13 protein-coding genes are annotated in these 16,483 nt (G+C 73.1%); all 13 read right to left on the reverse strand.

The window, feature by feature from the left end; all coding sequences use genetic code 11:
• Positions 1-13: 13 nt before the first annotated feature.
• Positions 14-1,168, reverse strand: coding sequence for an ABC transporter permease (locus tag BLT52_RS16810; RefSeq protein ID WP_090595142.1), 1,155 nt, complete (start codon positions 1,166-1,168; stop codon positions 14-16).
• An 8-nt stretch (positions 1,169-1,176) separates the two neighbouring features.
• Positions 1,177-2,163, reverse strand: a complete 987-nt coding sequence (locus tag BLT52_RS16815) for an ABC transporter permease (protein WP_090595144.1) — start codon at positions 2,161-2,163, stop codon at positions 1,177-1,179.
• 83 nt (positions 2,164-2,246) lie between these two features.
• Positions 2,247-4,379 (reverse strand): ABC transporter substrate-binding protein, encoded by a 2,133-nt coding sequence (locus BLT52_RS16820; RefSeq protein WP_090595145.1) that lies wholly within the window; start codon positions 4,377-4,379, stop codon positions 2,247-2,249.
• A gap of 480 nt (positions 4,380-4,859) precedes the next feature.
• Positions 4,860-5,804, reverse strand: coding sequence for a site-specific tyrosine recombinase XerD (locus tag BLT52_RS16825; RefSeq protein ID WP_090596983.1), 945 nt, complete (start codon positions 5,802-5,804; stop codon positions 4,860-4,862).
• A 41-nt stretch (positions 5,805-5,845) separates the two neighbouring features.
• Positions 5,846-6,421 carry an NUDIX domain-containing protein gene (locus BLT52_RS16830; protein ID WP_231946655.1) on the reverse strand — a complete coding sequence of 192 codons (576 nt, stop codon included), beginning with the start codon at positions 6,419-6,421 and terminating at the stop codon, positions 5,846-5,848.
• Between the two features lie 98 nt (positions 6,422-6,519).
• Positions 6,520-8,178, reverse strand: a complete 1,659-nt coding sequence (locus tag BLT52_RS16835) for a CTP synthase (RefSeq protein WP_090595148.1) — start codon at positions 8,176-8,178, stop codon at positions 6,520-6,522.
• An 88-nt stretch (positions 8,179-8,266) separates the two neighbouring features.
• The gene (gene recN / locus BLT52_RS16840) at positions 8,267-10,000 is read right to left on the reverse strand and encodes a DNA repair protein RecN (protein ID WP_090595150.1); all 1,734 of its coding nucleotides are present in this window, start codon (positions 9,998-10,000) and stop codon (positions 8,267-8,269) included.
• Positions 9,997-10,989 carry an NAD kinase gene (locus tag BLT52_RS16845; protein WP_407922632.1) on the reverse strand — a complete coding sequence of 331 codons (993 nt, stop codon included), beginning with the start codon at positions 10,987-10,989 and terminating at the stop codon, positions 9,997-9,999. Before BLT52_RS16845 ends, recN begins: the two co-directional genes overlap by 4 nt.
• Positions 10,990-11,034: 45 nt before the next feature.
• Complete coding sequence (locus BLT52_RS16850; RefSeq protein ID WP_197679086.1) at positions 11,035-12,267, reverse strand: metallophosphoesterase family protein; 1,233 nt, start codon at positions 12,265-12,267, stop codon at positions 11,035-11,037.
• 102 nt (positions 12,268-12,369) lie between these two features.
• Entirely contained in the window at positions 12,370-13,089 is a 720-nt protein-coding gene (locus BLT52_RS16855) for a TlyA family RNA methyltransferase (RefSeq protein WP_090595156.1), read from the reverse strand.
• Between the two features lies 1 nt (position 13,090).
• A complete protein-coding gene (locus BLT52_RS16860) occupies positions 13,091-13,363 on the reverse strand; it encodes a hypothetical protein (RefSeq protein WP_090595157.1) in 273 nt (90 codons plus the stop codon).
• Between the two features lie 70 nt (positions 13,364-13,433).
• Positions 13,434-14,435 carry an HAD-IIA family hydrolase gene (locus tag BLT52_RS16865; protein WP_090595159.1) on the reverse strand — a complete coding sequence of 334 codons (1,002 nt, stop codon included), beginning with the start codon at positions 14,433-14,435 and terminating at the stop codon, positions 13,434-13,436.
• Positions 14,432-16,366, reverse strand: a complete 1,935-nt coding sequence (locus BLT52_RS16870; protein ID WP_090595160.1) for a tetratricopeptide repeat protein — start codon at positions 16,364-16,366, stop codon at positions 14,432-14,434. The genes BLT52_RS16865 and BLT52_RS16870 overlap by 4 nt, the downstream gene beginning before the upstream one ends.
• Positions 16,367-16,483 lie beyond the last annotated feature (117 nt).

A 16,483-nucleotide genomic window follows, 5' to 3' on the forward strand; every position in this document is an offset into this window, starting at 1 on the left:
GCTCGTGGACGGCTCAGCTGTACGGGTCGACGGCATCGCGCACGCCGTCGCCGAGCAGCTGGAAGCAGGTGATGGCGAGGACCACGGCGACGCCGGGGATGAGCACCCACGGGTACTGCTGCAGCACGTCGATGCGCGACGCGTCCTGCAGCAGCACACCCCAGCTGATCGCCGGGTCGAGCATGCCGATGCCGAGGAAGGACAGGGCCGTCTCGGCGAGGATGGTGGCCGGGATCGCCAGCATCGACACGGCCACGATGTGGCTGGCCGCGTTGGGCAGCAGGTGGGTGGTCACGATCCGGAACCCCGACGCGTTCGCCGACCGGGCCGCGGCGACGTAGTCGGCCGAGGCGTACCCCATCACCTTGCCGCGCACCTGCCTGGCCAGACCTGTCCAGGCCACCAGGGACAAGATCATCGTCATCACGAAGTACCGCTGGGTGACCGAGAGGTCCTGCGGCATGACGGCGGCCATGGTGGCCCACAGCGGGATGGTCGGGACCGACATGATGACCTCGATGACGCGCTGGATCACGGTGTCGGTCGCCCCGCCGGCGTAGCCGGAGATGGTTCCGAGGACCGACCCGAGGACGGTCGCCACGATGACCCCGAGCAGGCCGATGGTCAGCGAGACCTGGGCACCGTGGATCGTGCGGCTGAAGAGGTCGCGGCCGTTGCCGTCCGCCCCGAAGACCAGGACGCGGCCCTCGGGCACCGTGAAGAGGTGGCGGTCGGTCGGGATGAAGCCGAACAGCTCGTACTCGTACCCCCTGCTGAAGAACTGCAGTTGGATCGGGTCGTCGCAGTTGGTGACGTAGGTCGTGGAGATGTTGATCGGGTCGATCTCCTGGGTGGTCCGGCAGACCGCCGGCCCGCCGGACCACGTCCACGAGCTGGGCGCGGCGTACTTGAACTCCTGGTTCACCGCCGCCGGGTCGCTGGGCGAGAGGAAGCCGGCGAAGAGGGCCCCGAGGTACATCAGGATCAGGATGACCAGGCTCGCGACCGCGAGCTTGCTCCGCTTGAAGCGACGCACCATGAGGCTGCGCTGGGAGACCTCACCGATCTTGCTGTCCTGCGCCGCCGGTCCGCCGGTGCCCGGTGCGCCGGTGCCCTGGGACGTGCCCTCGTCGAGCCCCGCCCCGGAGATCTGAGCTGTTGCCGTCATCTCTGCTCCTAGCTCGCTGTCCGGGCTCGTGGGTCGATCCAGGCGAGGGCGAGATCGGAGATCACGTTCCCGATGACCAGCAGGATCGAGAGGAAGACCAGCAGGGTCGCCGCCACGTAGGTGTCCTTGACGATGAGGCTCTGCAGCAGCGCCTGGCCCGTCGTGGGCAGCGCGAACACGATCGAGACGATCGCCTCGCCCGAGATCAGGGCCGACAGGGTGGTCCCGAACGTCATCACCAGGGGGTGCAGGGCGTTGCGCACGGCGTGCTTCCAGATCACCCGTGACTCGGAGACCCCCTTGGCACGGGCGGTCTGGATGTACTGCTGGCCCAGCACGTCGAACAGGTTCGCGCGCATCACGCGGGTGAGCCAGGCGGTGCTCCCCACCGTGATCACCACCAGGGGCATCCAGAGGTGGCCCAGCATGTCGGCGAACTTCGCAGCGCTCCACTCCGCGTTGCGGTACTCGTTGGAGAACAACCCGCCGACTTCTATCCCACCCCAGCGCACCGCGGCCGTCATCACCGCCAGGGCCAGCAGGAACTCGGGGATGGCCACCCCGACGAACTGGATCACCGTGATGACGTTGTCGGGCAGGCTGTACCGGTGGGTCGCGGAGTACACGCCGATGGGGATCGCGACCGCCCAGGCGATGATGATCGCGCCGACGGACAGCGCGATCGACAGCCCGAGCCGGCTCCAGATCAGGTCGGCCACCGGCTCCCGGAAGGCGAAGGACTGGCCGAAGTCGCCCGTGAGGAGGCCGCCGGCCCACTTGCCGTACTTGACGATCCAGGGGTCGTTGATCCCGTACTGCTCCTCCAGGGCCTGGACCTGCGCGTCGGAGACGACGTTGCCCTGGGCGCGGAGCCGGGAGATCTCGGCCGTGATCGCCGACCCGGGCGCCAGCTCGATGATGAAGAACGCCACCAAGGAGACGGCGACCACGGTCAGCGCGGCGTAGGCCAGCCGCCGGGCGATGAAGACGAGCATCGGACGAACCCCCCTCGATCAGGACATCACGGCACGTGGACGGGTGGGTCCGCGGCGGCAGGTGCCGCCGCGGACGTCACACGTCAGGTGGTGTGCTGGTCGGGGTTGTCCCAGAAGTAGCACTCGGGGTCGTAGACCGCCGGCGTCGGGTGGATCCACGGGTTGACCATCCCGCCCTGCGCGAGGTTCTCCGTGCGCGGGACGTTCTTCAGATCCGTCTTCACCACGATGACCTGCGGGTAGTTGGCCACCGACCCGATGAAGAACGGGCCGTCGGAGATGTGGATCTTGATCATGTCCCACACCAGCTGGTGCCGCTTCAGCTCGTCCGGCTCGACCTTGCTGGCGTTGTACAGGTCCCACAGCTTCTGGATGGGCCCGTCCGGCTCCGGCTCCATCCGCGGCGGTGTCCGCTCCCAGGGGTCGACGTCGGCCTCGGTCCCCTCGGTCTTGGTGCCCAGCTGCTGGTACCACTGACCCTCCAGCGGGGCCCAGCGGGTGAACTCCAGGGGCACCAGCCACTGCGGGTACACCAGGTGGTTCGGGCCGTCCCCGACCTCCCAGTTGCTGTGGCCCATCAGCTTGCCGGTCTTCCACTCGTCGTCGTAGCTCTGCGGAGGGATGGGGTTGACCCGCATCTCGATGCCGACGGCCTTGAGGTCGGAGACCAGCTGGTTGTCCTTGGTCTTGTGCTCCTGGGAGGAGTCGGCGGTCGTGTCCAGCCGCAGCGTCAGCTTGCCGCCGCCGGGCAGCTCGCGCATCCCGTCGCCGTCGGCGTCGGTCACCCCGATCTCCTCCAGCAGCTGCTTGGCCTTCTCCACGTCGTAGGCGACGTAGGCGTCACGCCAGGAGCTGTAGGCCTGCCGGCCGGTGTCGTCGACCTGGTACTCGATCGCCTTCGGGCTCAGCGTCCCGGTGGTCGCCTCGCCGGTGTTGAAGTAGACCGACCGGCGGACCGCCTCGCGGTTGAACGCGTGCGAGATCGCCTGACGGAACTTCGGCTCCCGGATGACGTCGCGCAGCTCCTCGTCGACGTAGTCGTAGTTGAGGAAGAAGATCGAGCCGGTGCCCGACCCGCTGTCCCACAGCACGACCTCGGTCCCGGCCTGCGCCGCGCTGTCCCGGATGCCCTGGACGTCGTTCAGCGTGATCTGGTTGAACGGCCCGTGGGTGTAGTCCACGCTGCCCTGCTGCACCTGGAGCTTGCCGGCCTCGGCGTCGGAGACGACGCTGATCTGGATCTCGTCGATGTAGGGCAGCTGGTCCCCGTTCGGCATCACGGCCCAGTAGTAGGGGTTGCGCTCGAGCACGACACCCCTGGTGTTGTCGAAGGACTTGCACCGGTAGCCGATCAAGGTCGGGCAGTCCGGGTTGCGGTGCCAGTCGGCCTTGGTCTCCATCAGGCCGCCCACGGTGTCCCAGTCGTCGGGCACATCGTCGCCGTAGTCGGGGTGGAACTGCTTGAGGTAGTGGCTGGGCATGACCCAGATCGGACCGTTCTTGCCGATGTTGCCGTTCACCCACATCGCCATCCGGTCCGCGGTCAGCGGGGCCGGTGCGTCGAAGGTCATCCTCAGCGTGGTGTCGTCCACCGCGGTGAACTCGGCCAGGGCGCCCGTGCCGGACCGGGCCTCGTCGGGCGGCGTGACGGCCATCTTCTGCTCGATGACGAACTCGTCCCACCAGAACATGACGTTCTCGGTGGTGAACGGCTCGCCGTCGGACCACTTGAGGCCCTTGCGGAAGTAGAACGTCCACTCCGAGGCGTCCTCGTTGGACTCCCAGGACTCGACCAGCCCGGGGGCGATGTCCTTGCCGTCGTTGAGGTAGCGCAGCGGGGAGTGGCCGTAGAAGAAGTTGCGGTTGGAGTCGGCCCTGGCCGTGCCGGTCGTGGAGAAGGTGTTGAGGTTCAGCTTGCCGCCGTACTTGCCGGGGGTCGCCCAGTTGTGCGGGATGACGTAGGGGTTCTCGGGCAGCCGCTCCGCGACCGGAGGCAGGCTCGGGTCGATGTTCGGCGCCTGCTGGTAGGTGCCCGGCGCGGGCAGCGGCTCGGTGGCCGAGCCGACCGCGGCCGAGCCCCCGCCCGACGGCGCGTTGCCCGACTGGTTCGGGTCAGGGCTGTTGCTGCCGCTGGTGCAGGCGGCGAGGGCTGCTGTACCGGCCACCACGGCCGAGCCGTAGAGAAGGCTGCGGCGGGTGAGGCGAGGAAGCTCCATTGGTCCTCCAGGTTGCTGACTACGGTGTCAGTGCGTCGAGCGAGCCACCTCCTGTGAGGAGGCCTTCCCGAGCGCGGTGCCCGCATTCTGGCTGCGGTGCTCTGATTCTGGACGTGTGCGTCACGAATTGGTGGGAACTGTAGCGACAAGTCGTCCGTGTCGGAAGGGGCGAGGCCGCTGAGGCGGCAGGGGCGGCCTCGACGCCGGGCCGAGCCCGGGCTCCGGGGACCGATCACCGACCGAGCACCACTGCCGTGGCCGAGACGTCACGGTGCGCACCGCCGTGACGAGGGGGTCCCGGCGTGTACGGTCCGAGCAGGTCACCGAGCGGGTGCTGGCCGATCCGCCGTTCCCGGGCGGTCCTGACGTGGCTCGTCACCGTGGGTGCCGAGCCACCCCCCAGTACGCCCGGGTGAGTTCGGGCGGAACGCGCGACCTGCCCGCCTCCTCCCCACGACGTGCGCTGGACGGCCTCCTGGTTCAGCGGGCCCGCGGGTGGGCGCCGAGGTAGACCTCGCGCAGGTGGTCCACGGTCACCAGGGTGTAGATCTGGGTGGTGGTGACCGAGGCGTGGCCGAGGAGCTCCTGCACCACCCGGACGTCGGCGCCGCCGTCGAGGAGGTGGGTGGCGAAGGAGTGCCGCAGCGTGTGCGGGGAGATCTCGACGTCCAGCCCGGCCCGGGTGGCGGCGGAGCGCAGCAGGGCCCAGGCGCTCTGCCGGGAGAGTCGCCCCCCGCGGGTGTTGAGCAGCAGGGCCGGTCCCGGTGAGCCGGCGGCGGCCAGTGCGGGACGTCCGCGGACCAGCCAGTCCGAGACCGCGCGCCGGGCGTAGGAGCCGAGCGGCACCATCCGCTCCTTGTCCCCCTTGCCGATCAGGCGGAGCCCCTGGCGCGGGTCGGCGTCGGGCTCGACCAGGCGGGCCACGTCGTCGACGTCGAGGGCGACCACCTCGCTGATCCGGGCACCGGTGCCGTAGAGGAGCTCCAGCAGGGCGGCGTCACGCAGCCCGGTGGGGGTGCTGCGGTCGACCGCGTCCAGCAGGGCCTGCACCTGGCTGAGCGGGAGGGCCTTGGGCAGGCGCCGGCCGCCGCTGGGGGGCTGGACGGCCGCCGCCGGGTTGTCCAGGGTGACCCGCTCCTCGACCCCGAAGCGGTGCAGGCTGCGGACCGCCACGACCGCCCGGGCGACGCTGGCCCGGGCCAGCCCGGCGTGGCGGGCGCCGTCGGCGTCGGTCCAGCCGGTCTGCAGCCGCTGGGCGAAGGAGGTGACGGCCTCCGGGTCGATCCCGGCCGGGTCGGTGGTGCCGCGGGCGGCGAGGTGGTCCAGGTAGCGGCTGAGGTCGCGCCGGTAGGCCTGCACGGTGTGGGTGGACATGCCCCGCTCCACCGACAGGTGGTCCAGGAAGCCGCGGACGAAACGGGTCAACGCGTCCGAGGGGCCCGGCGGCTGCGGCGGGACGGGATCGGTCACGGCCGGGAGTCGCGGACCGGCCAGGGGGCGTCGGCGGGGCGGAGCGAGGCGAAGCCGTCGCGGCGGGCGACCTCGGTGGCCAGCACGCCGGCGACGGCCAGCGGGTTCTGCACCCGACCGGCCAGGACGGCGGCGACGAGGTCGGCCAGCGGGGCCAGCACCACGTCCATGTCGAGCTCCTCGCCCTCGACCACGAACCCGTCCGGGCGGTCGACCGGGTGCAGGTCGCGGGCCAGGTAGATCCGCACCGACTCCTCGGTGCTGCCCGGGCTGACGAACTGGTCGACCAGCACCCGCCAGTCGCGGGCGGCCAGCTCGGCCTCCTCGGCCAGCTCGCGCTGGGCGCCGACCAGCCAGTCCTCCTCGGCGACGTCGAGCAGACCGGCCGGGGGCTCGAGCAGCCGATGGCGGACGGGGTGGCGGTACTGGCGCACCAGCACCACCCGCTCCTGCTCGTCCAGGGCGATCACCCCGACCGCACCGGGGTGCAGCAGGTACTGGCGGGTGATGGTGTCCCCCTCGGGGGTGCGCACCTGCTCGTCGACCATGGTGGTGATCCGGCCGCGGGCCATCACCTCGCGGCGGAGCACCGGCCAGCTCAGCGGCTGGTCGGCCAGCTCGCCGGCGCCCAGCACCGGGGCGCCCAGCACGGTCTCGGAGGGGTCCCCGCTCATCGCCCGTCCACCGGCAACCGGGTGCCTCGCCGGCGGGCCACCGCGGCCTTCACCAGGCCGCGGAACAGCGGGTGGGCGTTGGTCGGGCGGGACTTGAGCTCGGGGTGGGCCTGGGTGGCCACGAAGAAGGGGTGCACGTCGGCGGGCAGCTCGATGAACTCCACCAGGGTGGCGTCCGGCGACGTGCCGCTGATCACCAGGCCGGACTCCTCCAGCTGGCGGCGGTAGGCGTTGTTGACCTCGTAGCGGTGGCGGTGGCGCTCCTCGACCCGCTGGGCGCCGTAGAGCCGGGCCACCACGCTGCCCGAGGCCAGGGTGGCCGGGTAGGAGCCGAGCCGCATCGAGCCGCCCAGGTCGCCCTGGCCGTCGATGATGGCGACCTGCTCGGCCATCGTGGCGATCACCGGGTGCTCCGCGTCGCCCTCGAACTCGGTGGAGGCGGCACCCTCGAGGCCGGCCAGGTGGCGGGCGGTCTCGATCACCATCACCTGCAGCCCGAGGCACAGCCCCAGGATCGGGATCTGGTTCTCCCGGGCGTACTTGACCGCCCCGACCTTCCCCTCGACCCCGCGGATCCCGAACCCGCCGGGGATGCAGACGCCGTCGACGTCGCCCAGCGCGGCGTCGGCCCCGGCCTCGGTGGCGCAGTCGTCCGACGGCACCCACTTCACCTGGACGCGGGCCCGGTTGGCGAACCCGCCGGCGCGCAGCGCCTCGACCACCGAGAGGTAGGCGTCGGGCAGGTCGATGTACTTGCCGACCAGGGCGATGGTGACGTCCTCGACCGGGTTCTCGACCCGGTCCAGCAGGTCGTTCCAGCGGGTCCAGTCCACGTCGCGGAAGGAGAGGTCGAGCCGGCGCACCAGGTAGGCGTCCAGGCCCTCGGAGTGCAGCACCCGCGGGATGGCGTAGATGCTGGAGGCGTCGACGGCCACGGCCACGGCCTCCTCGTCGACGTCGCAGGCCAGCGCGAGCTTGCGCTTGACCGAGTCCGGCACCTCGCGGTCGCTGCGGCAGACGATGGCGTCGGGCTGGATACCCACCTCGCGCAGCCGGGCCACCGAGTGCTGGGTCGGCTTGGTCTTGAGCTCCCCGGCGGGGCCGATGTAGGGGATCAGCGAGACGTGCAGGAAGAAGACGTGGCTGCGGCCGATGTCGCGGCGGACCTGGCGCGCGGCCTCGAGGAAGGGCAGGGACTCGATGTCGCCGACGGTGCCGCCGATCTCGTGGATCACCACGTCGATGCCGGGCCCGCCCATGGCGAGCATGGACTCCTTGATCTCGTTGGTGATGTGCGGGATCACCTGCACCGTGTCACCGAGGTAGTCACCGCGGCGCTCCTTGGCGATCACCGAGGAGTACACCTTGCCCGTGGTGACGTTGGCGTCGGCGTTGAGGTTGACGTCGAGGAAGCGCTCGTAGTGGCCGATGTCCAGGTCGGTCTCGGCGCCGTCCTCGGTGACGAAGACCTCGCCGTGCTGGAACGGGTTCATGGTGCCCGGGTCCACGTTGAGGTACGGGTCGAGCTTCTGCATGGTGACGCGGAGACCGCGGGCGATCAGCAGGCTGCCGAGGCTGGAGGCGGTGAGCCCCTTGCCGAGGGAGGACACGACGCCTCCGGTGACGAAGACGTGCTTGGTGGTCGTTTGGCTCACGGACCTCCAGCCTATCCTCTGCCGAGCCGGGGACGCGACTCCGCGCGGGTCGCGCCGCCGTGCCGCGCCGCCGCGGACCCCTCCGCGCTCACCGGCCCTGCCCCGCCAGCTCGAGCAGCTCCCGGGCGTGGGCCAGCGAGGTCTCGCTGCTCTCCAGCCCCGCCATCATCCGGGCCAGCTCGGCGGCGCGCTCGGTGGACTCGACCCGGTGCACGCCGGAGGTGGTGACCTGGCCGTCGTCGGACTTGGCCACCACGAAGTGCCGGTCGGCGAAGGCGGCCACCTGGGCAAGGTGGGTGACCACCACCACCTGGGCGTGGCGGGCCAGCACGGCCAGCCGGCGGCCGATCTCCACCGCGACCCGGCCACCGACGCCGGCGTCGACCTCGTCGAAGACCAGGGTGGGACGGGAGGCCGGCAGCGCCCCGTCGTCGTCGCGACCCAGCGCCATCACGACCTCCAGCGCCAGCCGGACCCGGGAGAGCTCACCGCCGGAGGCGACCTTGCCCAGCGGGCCGGGTTCGCTGCCGGGGTTGGCGGAGAAGAGCAGCTGCACCGCCTCCAGCCCGTGCGGGCCGGGCTCCTCCAGCGGGCTCAGCTCGAACCGCAGCCGGGCGTGCGGCATGGCCAGCGCGGTGAGCTCGGCGACGCAGCGGGTGGCCAGCTCCTCCGCCGCCACGGCCCGGAGCCCGCTGAGCCGGGCTCCCAGCTCGGCGAGCCGCTGCTCGGCCGCCTGCAGCTCGGTCTCCAGCTCGCCGATGCGGGCGTCGCTGCCCTGCAGCTCGGTCAGCCGGGCGGCGGACTGCTGGGACCAGACCAGCACCTGGTCGACGTCGCTGCCGTACTTGCGGGTGAGCCCGCCCAGCAGGGCCATCCGCTGCATCACGGCCTCGAGGCGGGCCGGGTCGGCCTCCAGCCGGTCGAGGTGGGTGGAGACGTCGGCGGCGAGGTCGGCCAGCAGGGCCTCGGCCTCGGTGGCCCGCTCGAGCAGCCCGGACGTCGAGGGGTCGGTGGCGGACAGCTCGGCCAGGGCCTTGCGGGCCAGCTGGGTGCGACCGAGGGCGTCGACCGGCTCCAGGGACTCCTCGTCCCCGGCGAGGGCGACCAGCGCCGTCCGGGCCGAGGCGCGGAGCTCGTCCACGGCCTGCAGCCGGGCGGCCTCGGCGGCCAGCTGGGCGTCCTCCTGCGGCTGCGGGTCGACGACCTCGATCTCGTCCAGCCCGAAGGTCAGCAGGTCGATCTCCCGGGCGCGGGCCATGGCCTCCTCGCGCAGCCGGGTCAGCTCGCGCTCGACCTCGCGGCGGTGGCTCCAGCAGCCGCGGTAGTCCTCGAGGACCTCCGCCAGCCCCGCGCCGGCGGCGGTGTCCAGCAGCTCGCGCTGGCGGTCCGCGCGCTGCAGCCGGACCTGCTCGGACTGGCCGTGGATGGCGATCAGCTCCGAGGCCACCTCGGCGCACTGGTTGGCCGTCACCTGGGCACCACCCAGCCAGCACCGGGAGCGTCCGCTGGCCGAGAGCTGGCGGGTGACCAGCAGCTCGCCGGGCTCGTCCCCGTCCTCGTCCTCCAGCTCACCACCGTGCTCGTGCACCCTCTCGGCCAGGGTGGGCGCCAGCGAGGTGAACCGGCCCTCCACCCGGGCGCGCTCGGCCCCGACCCGCACCGCGGCCCGGTCGGCCCGGCCCCCGAGCAGCAGCCCGAGACCGGTGACGACCATGGTCTTGCCCGCTCCCGTCTCACCGGTGACCACGGTGAGGCCGGGGTGCAGCTCGAGCTGGGCGGCGTCGATCACGCCGAGGTCGGCGATGGCGAGATCGGTGATCACCCGCGGACCGCCCGGGCCTCGGGGTCCTCGCGCCAGCCCTCGACCCGCAGCCCGAACTTGCCCACCAGCCGGTCGGTGAAGGGCGCCTCGGTCAGCCGGGCCAGCCGCAGCCGGTGCGGGCTGCGGTGCACCTCGACCAGCGAGCCGGCCTGCACGTCGCTGGAGCGGCGACCGTCGCACCACACCACGCCACCGGCCTTGGACTCCCCCAGCAGCCGGATCCGGATGCTCGAGGACGGGCCGAGCACGAGCGGGCGGGCGAAGAGGGCGTGGGCGCTGAGCGGCACCAGCAGCAGGGCTTCCACCTCCGGCCACATCACCGGCCCGCCGGCGGAGAAGGCGTAGGCGGTGGACCCGGTCGGGGTGGCGACCAGCACCCCGTCGCAGGACCAGCGGGAGAGCGGGCGCTCGTCGATCTCGACCATCGCCTCGAGCATCTTCTCCCGCGCGGCCTTCTCCAGCGACACCTCGTTCACGGCGAAGGACGTCCAGCACGGGGCACCGGCCCCGGGCTCGGTGACCACCACCTCGATCACGGTGCGCTCCTCCAGGCGCCAGGTGCGTGCCGCCACCTGCTCCACCACGGAGTCGATCTCGCTGGACTCCGCCTCGGCCAGGAACCCCACGTGGCCCAGGTTGACCCCGAGCAGCGGGACACCGGCCGGCACCGCCCACTCCGCGCCGCGCAGGATGGTGCCGTCACCACCGAACACCACGGCCAGCTCGCAGTCGGCGGCCTCGTCGTCGGACTCCTCGAACCCGGTCAGCCGGGCCTCGGGGCAGCGGCTCCGCAGCAGCTCCAGGTCGGCCGCGGGGACCAGGCACTCCAGCCCGTGGCGGCTGGCCCCGTCGAGGAAGCGGATTGCCGCCTCGACCGCCGCCGGACGCCCGCTGTGGGTCAGCACGGCGATGCGCCGGCCCTCGCCACGGGTCGCGACGCTGCGGCCGGAGGTGTCTGCGTCGTTCACGCGCTTCACCCTACGGCCCAGCCCCGACACCGGGCGCCAGCACGGTGCCGGGGCTGTGGACGCCGGTCAGCGACGCCGCGGCAGGGGCAGCGGGGTCATCGGCTGGTCGTCGGCGGTGAGGTCGATGCCGAAGTCCTCGGCGAACACCATCCGGGTGTCCACGGTGACGTCGTCGTCGGTCTCGGTCAGGTCGAAGACCCGCGCCCCACGGAGCCGGTTGCGCTCGGCGCCGGCCAGGCCGTAGGTGCCGAAACCGGTGTTGCCGGCGTAGCCGAGCATCACCCCGTAGTAGCTGCCGACGTAGGTGTTGACGTGGTCGTGGCCGCAGAAGACGCCACGGACGTCACCGCGGTGCAGGATCGCGGAGAACATGCCGCTGTTGAACGGGCCGGGGCACTCGTCCTCGTTCCGCTCCCCCACGATGCCGTGGCGCTGGACGGCGAGCTCGTGGTTGGCGCCGTTGCGCTCGTCCACCCCGCCGAACCACATGAAGCGGTACTCCCACAGCGGGATGTGGATGAACATCAGGGCCGGCACGGTGCTGCCGGCGGCCCGGCGCTGGATGTCCTCCGACGTGCGGGTGTACCAGCCGACCTGGTCCATCCGGAGCCAGTCCCAGGTCGGGTAGCCCTCGAGGTCCTGCCCGGCGATGGTCCCGGGGGCGTAGCGGCCGCTGTCCAGCAGGTACAGCGCGAAGGCGGCGCGGCGCCGCGAGCGGGAGCCGGCGATGGTCAGGGCCATGTTGCCGGTACCGGTGACCCCCTTGGCGCTGGGCTCGTTGAGGTTGTGCTCGTAGCTGCGGTAGATGCCGAGCATGTCCTCCTCGTCCAGGCCGCCCTGGGGGGTGGAGTCCTCGTCGTGGTTGCCGTAGGTGAGCACCCACGGCACGCCACGGGTCTCCATCGGCTGCACGACGTTGTTCATCGCCTGACGCATCTCGGTCTCGTTGTCGCAGCCGCCGGTGATGTTGTCACCGTTCATCACGACGAGGTCGGGCTTCTCGGTGTCGAGGACCTCCTCCATCAGCTGGACGGTGCGGCGGTCGGTCTGCTCGTCGTCCTGGGTGTCGTTGAACTGGACGATGCGGAACCTGCGGTCCGAGCCGAAGCGGAGGGGGCTCGGACGCGATTCGGCGGCGGCCGGGCCGGCCGGGGCCAGGGCGGAGGCACCGGCGCCGAGGGCCACGGCGGCCGCGCCGAGACCGGTGGTGGCGATGAACCCGCGACGGCCCAGGCCCTCGGCCGGGGTGGTCTCGGTCTCGTCGGTCAGGGGGGAGGTGGTGGGGTCGTTGTCGGGCACAGGAGTCCTCTCGGTGGGTGTCTCGTCGAGGGTGACGTGGTGCGCGGTCGGGCAGGGGGCGTGCGGGTGAACGGGCGGTGAGCACGGACGGACGCCCGAGGATCAGGGGCGGTGCAGGAGCAGGAAGAACTCGGTGTTGCCGTCGGCCCCGGGGAGCCGGCTGGGCGCCAGCCCCTGCTGCTCCCACCCCTGGTCCGCCGCGGCGGCCGCCACGGCGGCGACGGTCTCGCGGTGCAGGTCGGGGTCGCGCACGACGCCGCCGCGGCCGAGCCGCTCCCGGCCGACCTCGAACTGGGGCTTCACCATCAGCAGCATCCGGCCGTCGGGCCGGGTGACGGCCGCCAGGGCGGGCAGCAGCAGGGTGAGGGAGATGAAGGAGACGTCGGCGACCACCAGCTCGACCGGCTCCCCGTCCAGGTGCGCCAGGGTGAGCTCGCGCAGGTTGAGCCGCTCGTGCACCCGCACCCGGGGGTCGGCACGCAGCGCGGGGTCGAGCTGGCCGTGGCCGACGTCGACCGCGTGCACCAGCCGGCACCCGCGCGACAGCAGCACCTGGGTGAACCCGCCGGTGGAGGCACCCGCGTCCAGCGCCCGCTCGGGGACGGTCACCGACAGGTCGTCGAGGGCCCCGAGGAGCTTGTGCGCGGCCCGGGAGACCCAGGGGTCGTCGTCGTCCACCTCGAGCCGCTGGGGACCCACCTCGGCCGCCGGGCGGCTGACCACGACGCCGTCCACCCGGACCCGGCCGAGCTCCACCAGCTGCCGGGCCCGGGTCCGGGAACGTGCGAGCCCCTGCTCGACCAGGGCGCGGTCCAGACGCACCTCAGTCGCGGGCGCGGGCCCGCTGCAGGACGCCGTGCAGGACCTCGTGGGCGTGCTCGAGACGGGCGTGGTGCTCCCCCACGGGGAGGTCCTCCAGCGCGTCCAGCCCGGCCAGTGCCGCCTCGATCTCGGTGGCCCCGGAGTCGCTCTCCGACGCCGCGGCCTCCGGTGCGGGGGGCGCGCCGGGAACGGGGTGGCCGGGCGGGGCAGCTGAGCCGGACGGCCCGGGTCGGGGTCCGGGGCGGGGCGGAGGGGCGGGGACGGGCGTGCTCATCGGTGCTCCTCGGTCGGCCGGTGGGGCGGGTGGGTCGGGTGGTCGTGCTGGGCTGCTGGGCCGCTCGGCGTCAGGGTACGTCCGGCGTGGCCGCCAGGACGGCGGTCGCGTCCAGGGTGCGGCCCTCGTCCGCCGCCGCCCAGGACAGCCGGCTGGCCGCCCAGACCGCGGCCAGCTGCTGCCGCGGGTCCAACCCGTCGTCGACGGAGAGGGCACCGTCGACCAGCCGGACCTCGACGCCCTCGGCCACCGCACCCGCATCGGTGGACGTGGACGTCAGCGCCGGCTCGAGCAGCCCGCGGAGGTCGCGGGCCACGTGGTCGGGCCGCTGTCCGGGGACGGCGGCCAGCAGGTCGGCCTTGCCGTGGGATCCCGAGAGCACCAGGACGGAGGCGAGCCCGGCTGCCCGGGCCCCGGCCACGTCGGTGTCGAGGCGGTCGCCGACGAAGACCGGCCGCTGCCCGCCGGTGCGCTGGACCGCCTCCAGCAGCAGCGGGGTGGCGGGCTTGCCGGCCACCAGCGGGTCGACGGTCACCGCCGCCCGGACCGCGGCGACGGCCGTCCCGTGGCCCGGGACCAGCCCGCGCTCGGTGGGTCGGTTGCTGTCGGTGTTGGTGGCCACCCACACCGCACCCCGCTGGACGGCGTGGGCCGCCTCGTTGAGCCGTGGCCACCGCAGCTGCGGGTCGTAGCCCTGGATGACCCCGGCGGGGGCGTCGTCGGCCGAGTCGACCTCGGTCAGCCCACGGGCCAGCACCTCCGAACGGAGGGCGTCGGTGCCGAGCACGAGCACGGCGGCCCCGGCGGGCAGCCGCTCGGCCAGGAGACGCGCCCCGGCCTGGCCGGACGTGGTGACGTCGCCGGCGGCGCACTCGATGCCGAGCTCCTGCAGGTGCGCGGCGACGTCCTCCGGCCGGCGGGCGGCGTTGTTGGTGACGAACCCGAGCCGGACCCCGCGCTGCCGCAACCGGGCGATCCCCTCGGCCGCCCCGGGCACCGGCTGCGGGCCGAGGTACACCACGCCGTCGAGGTCGAAGAGCACGACGTCGTGGGCGTCGACCAGGGCCGTCACCGCTGCGGCTCCCCGGTCCCGGTCTCCGCGCCGTCGGGACGGTCCGCAGACCCGTCACCCTCCGACGAGGCCGCCTCGTCGTCGGCCCGCGTGGTCGGCTCCCCGTCGTCGGGAGCCGGCGCCGGGTCGTCCGCGTCGTCCGCGTCGTCCGCGTCGTCCGCGTCGTCCGCGTCGTCCGCGTCGTCCGCGTCGTCCGCGTCGTCCGCGTCGTCCGCGTCGTCCGCGTCGTCCGCGTCGAGGATCGTCACCGGCTCCTCGTCGACCCGGTCGGTGCCCGAGACGTCGCTACGGGCGGCGTCCACCCCTTCCCGGGCGGAGCCGTCCTCGTCCGGGGCCTCCTCGGTGGGTGCAACGCCTCCGTCGTCGTCGTCCGGGTCGATCTCGTCCTCGGGCGCCTCGTCGAGCAGCGCGTCGTCCTGACCACCCGACGCCGCAGCCCCGGCCAGGTCGTCCCGGTCGGCTCCGCCTTCGGTCTCCTCGCCGAACACGCGGTCCGCCACGTCGTCCCCGAGCCCGTCGACGTCGTCATCGGTGCCCGGACCCTCTCCGGCGGTCCCGTCGTCCGAGGTGGCCGGGGGGTCGCCGAAGACCCTCTCGGCCACCCGGTCACCCAGCTCGGCGGTGTCCTCGTCGAGGACCTCGCCGCCCGCCTCGGTGCGCGCAGCGTCGTCCTGACCGTCAGCGTGGACCGGGTCGTCCCCACCGACGTCCTCAGCCGCCCCGGGGCCGGCGGCCTCCCCGGTGTCGTCCGCCACGTCGGCGTCGTCGTCGAGGTCGGCGTCAGGGAGCTCACCCAGGACGGTGTCATCCGCGTCGGTCTCGTCGACGTCGCCGCCGTGGCCGACGTCACCGACCTCTGCGTCGTCCAGGTCGGCGTCAGGGAGCTCACCGAGCACCGCGTCGTCGCCGTCGACCTTGTCGGCGTGGCCGACCTCACCCACCTCCGCGTCGTCCAGGTCGGCGTCAGGGAGGTCACCGAGTACGGCGTCGTCCCCGTCGACCTCGTCGGCGTCATCCTCCGCCGCGCCGTCCTGCTCGGCGTCGGCGACGTCAGCGGGCTCGCCGTCGTCACCCTCGGTCTCGTCGTCGGCGTCGTCGTCCTCCGCCGCGCCGCCCAGGTCGGCGTCGGTGACGTCAGCGGGCTCGCCGTCGTCACCCTCGGTCTCGTCGTCGGCGTCGTCGTCCTCCTCGGGGGCCCAGCCCTCGATCCCGGCGTCGTCGAGCTCGAGCACCATGCCCTGCAGCCGGGCCAGCCGCTCGTCGGCGTCGGTGACGCCCTCGGTGTCGAGGTCGGCCGCCGTGGTGAACCAGCCGACGGCCTCCGCCTCGTCGCCGGTGCGCAGCAGCAGGTCGGCGTAGGCGTAGGCGAGCCGCGCCCTTGACCCCTTGCTGAGCCCGCGGACGGGCACCCGGAGGGCGGACTTGAGCAGCCGCAGCCCCTCGGCCGCCTGGCCCATGTCCTCCCGGACGCCGGCCTCGACCATCAGCGCCTCCGCGGCGAGGTCCGGACCCAGCCCGGCGTGCTTGGCCTCACGGGCCAGGTCCAGGGCGTCCTGATACCGGCCCAGGGCGCGCTCGCAGTCCGCCATCACCGGCAGGTACTCGTCGTTGCCGGTCATCCGGCGCAGCGCGCGGTACTCCGAGAGCGCGTGCACGTACTCCCCCGCCGCGTAGGCGGTCTCGGCCGAGGCCTCCCGCACGATCGGGAGCCTGGCGGCCCGGCGACGCGCCGCCTCGGCGTGGGCGAAGGCCAGCTCGGGGTCGCTGTCGACCAGCTGCCCGGCCATCACGAGGTGGCCGCCGACGAAGTCCGCCGCCTCCATGCTCAGCCCGCGCAGCTCGGCGCGGACGGCCCGCGGCAGGGTCCGCAGGTCCAGGTCGGGCGGCAGCTCCGGGTCGCGCTCGGCGGAGGTGCGACGGTGCGCCACCATCCGCGGCTCGCGCTCCTCCCGACCGACACCGCCACGGGGGCGACGGCCCTCGTGGTCGACCCCGCCACGGGAGCGGCGGTCATCGCCACCGTCGCGCGGCCCACGGCGGTCGAACCC

Source organism: Auraticoccus monumenti (assembly GCF_900101785.1).
In the GTDB taxonomy this organism is placed as follows: Bacteria; Actinomycetota; Actinomycetes; order Propionibacteriales; family Propionibacteriaceae; genus Auraticoccus; species Auraticoccus monumenti.

Excerpts from the sequence above, each read along its gene's own strand:
- BLT52_RS16870 (WP_090595160.1), bottom strand. The coding sequence starts at position 16,366 with ATGGTGGCGCACCGTCGCACCTCCGCCGAGCGCGACCCGGAGCTGCCG.
- BLT52_RS16830 (WP_231946655.1), bottom strand. The coding sequence starts at position 6,421 with ATGGCCCGCGGCCGGATCACCACCATGGTCGACGAGCAGGTGCGCACC.
- BLT52_RS16820 (WP_090595145.1), bottom strand. The coding sequence starts at position 4,379 with ATGGAGCTTCCTCGCCTCACCCGCCGCAGCCTTCTCTACGGCTCGGCC.
- BLT52_RS16810 (WP_090595142.1), bottom strand. The coding sequence starts at position 1,168 with ATGACGGCAACAGCTCAGATCTCCGGGGCGGGGCTCGACGAGGGCACG.
- BLT52_RS16860 (WP_090595157.1), bottom strand. The coding sequence starts at position 13,363 with ATGAGCACGCCCGTCCCCGCCCCTCCGCCCCGCCCCGGACCCCGACCC.
- BLT52_RS16815 (WP_090595144.1), bottom strand. The coding sequence starts at position 2,163 with ATGCTCGTCTTCATCGCCCGGCGGCTGGCCTACGCCGCGCTGACCGTG.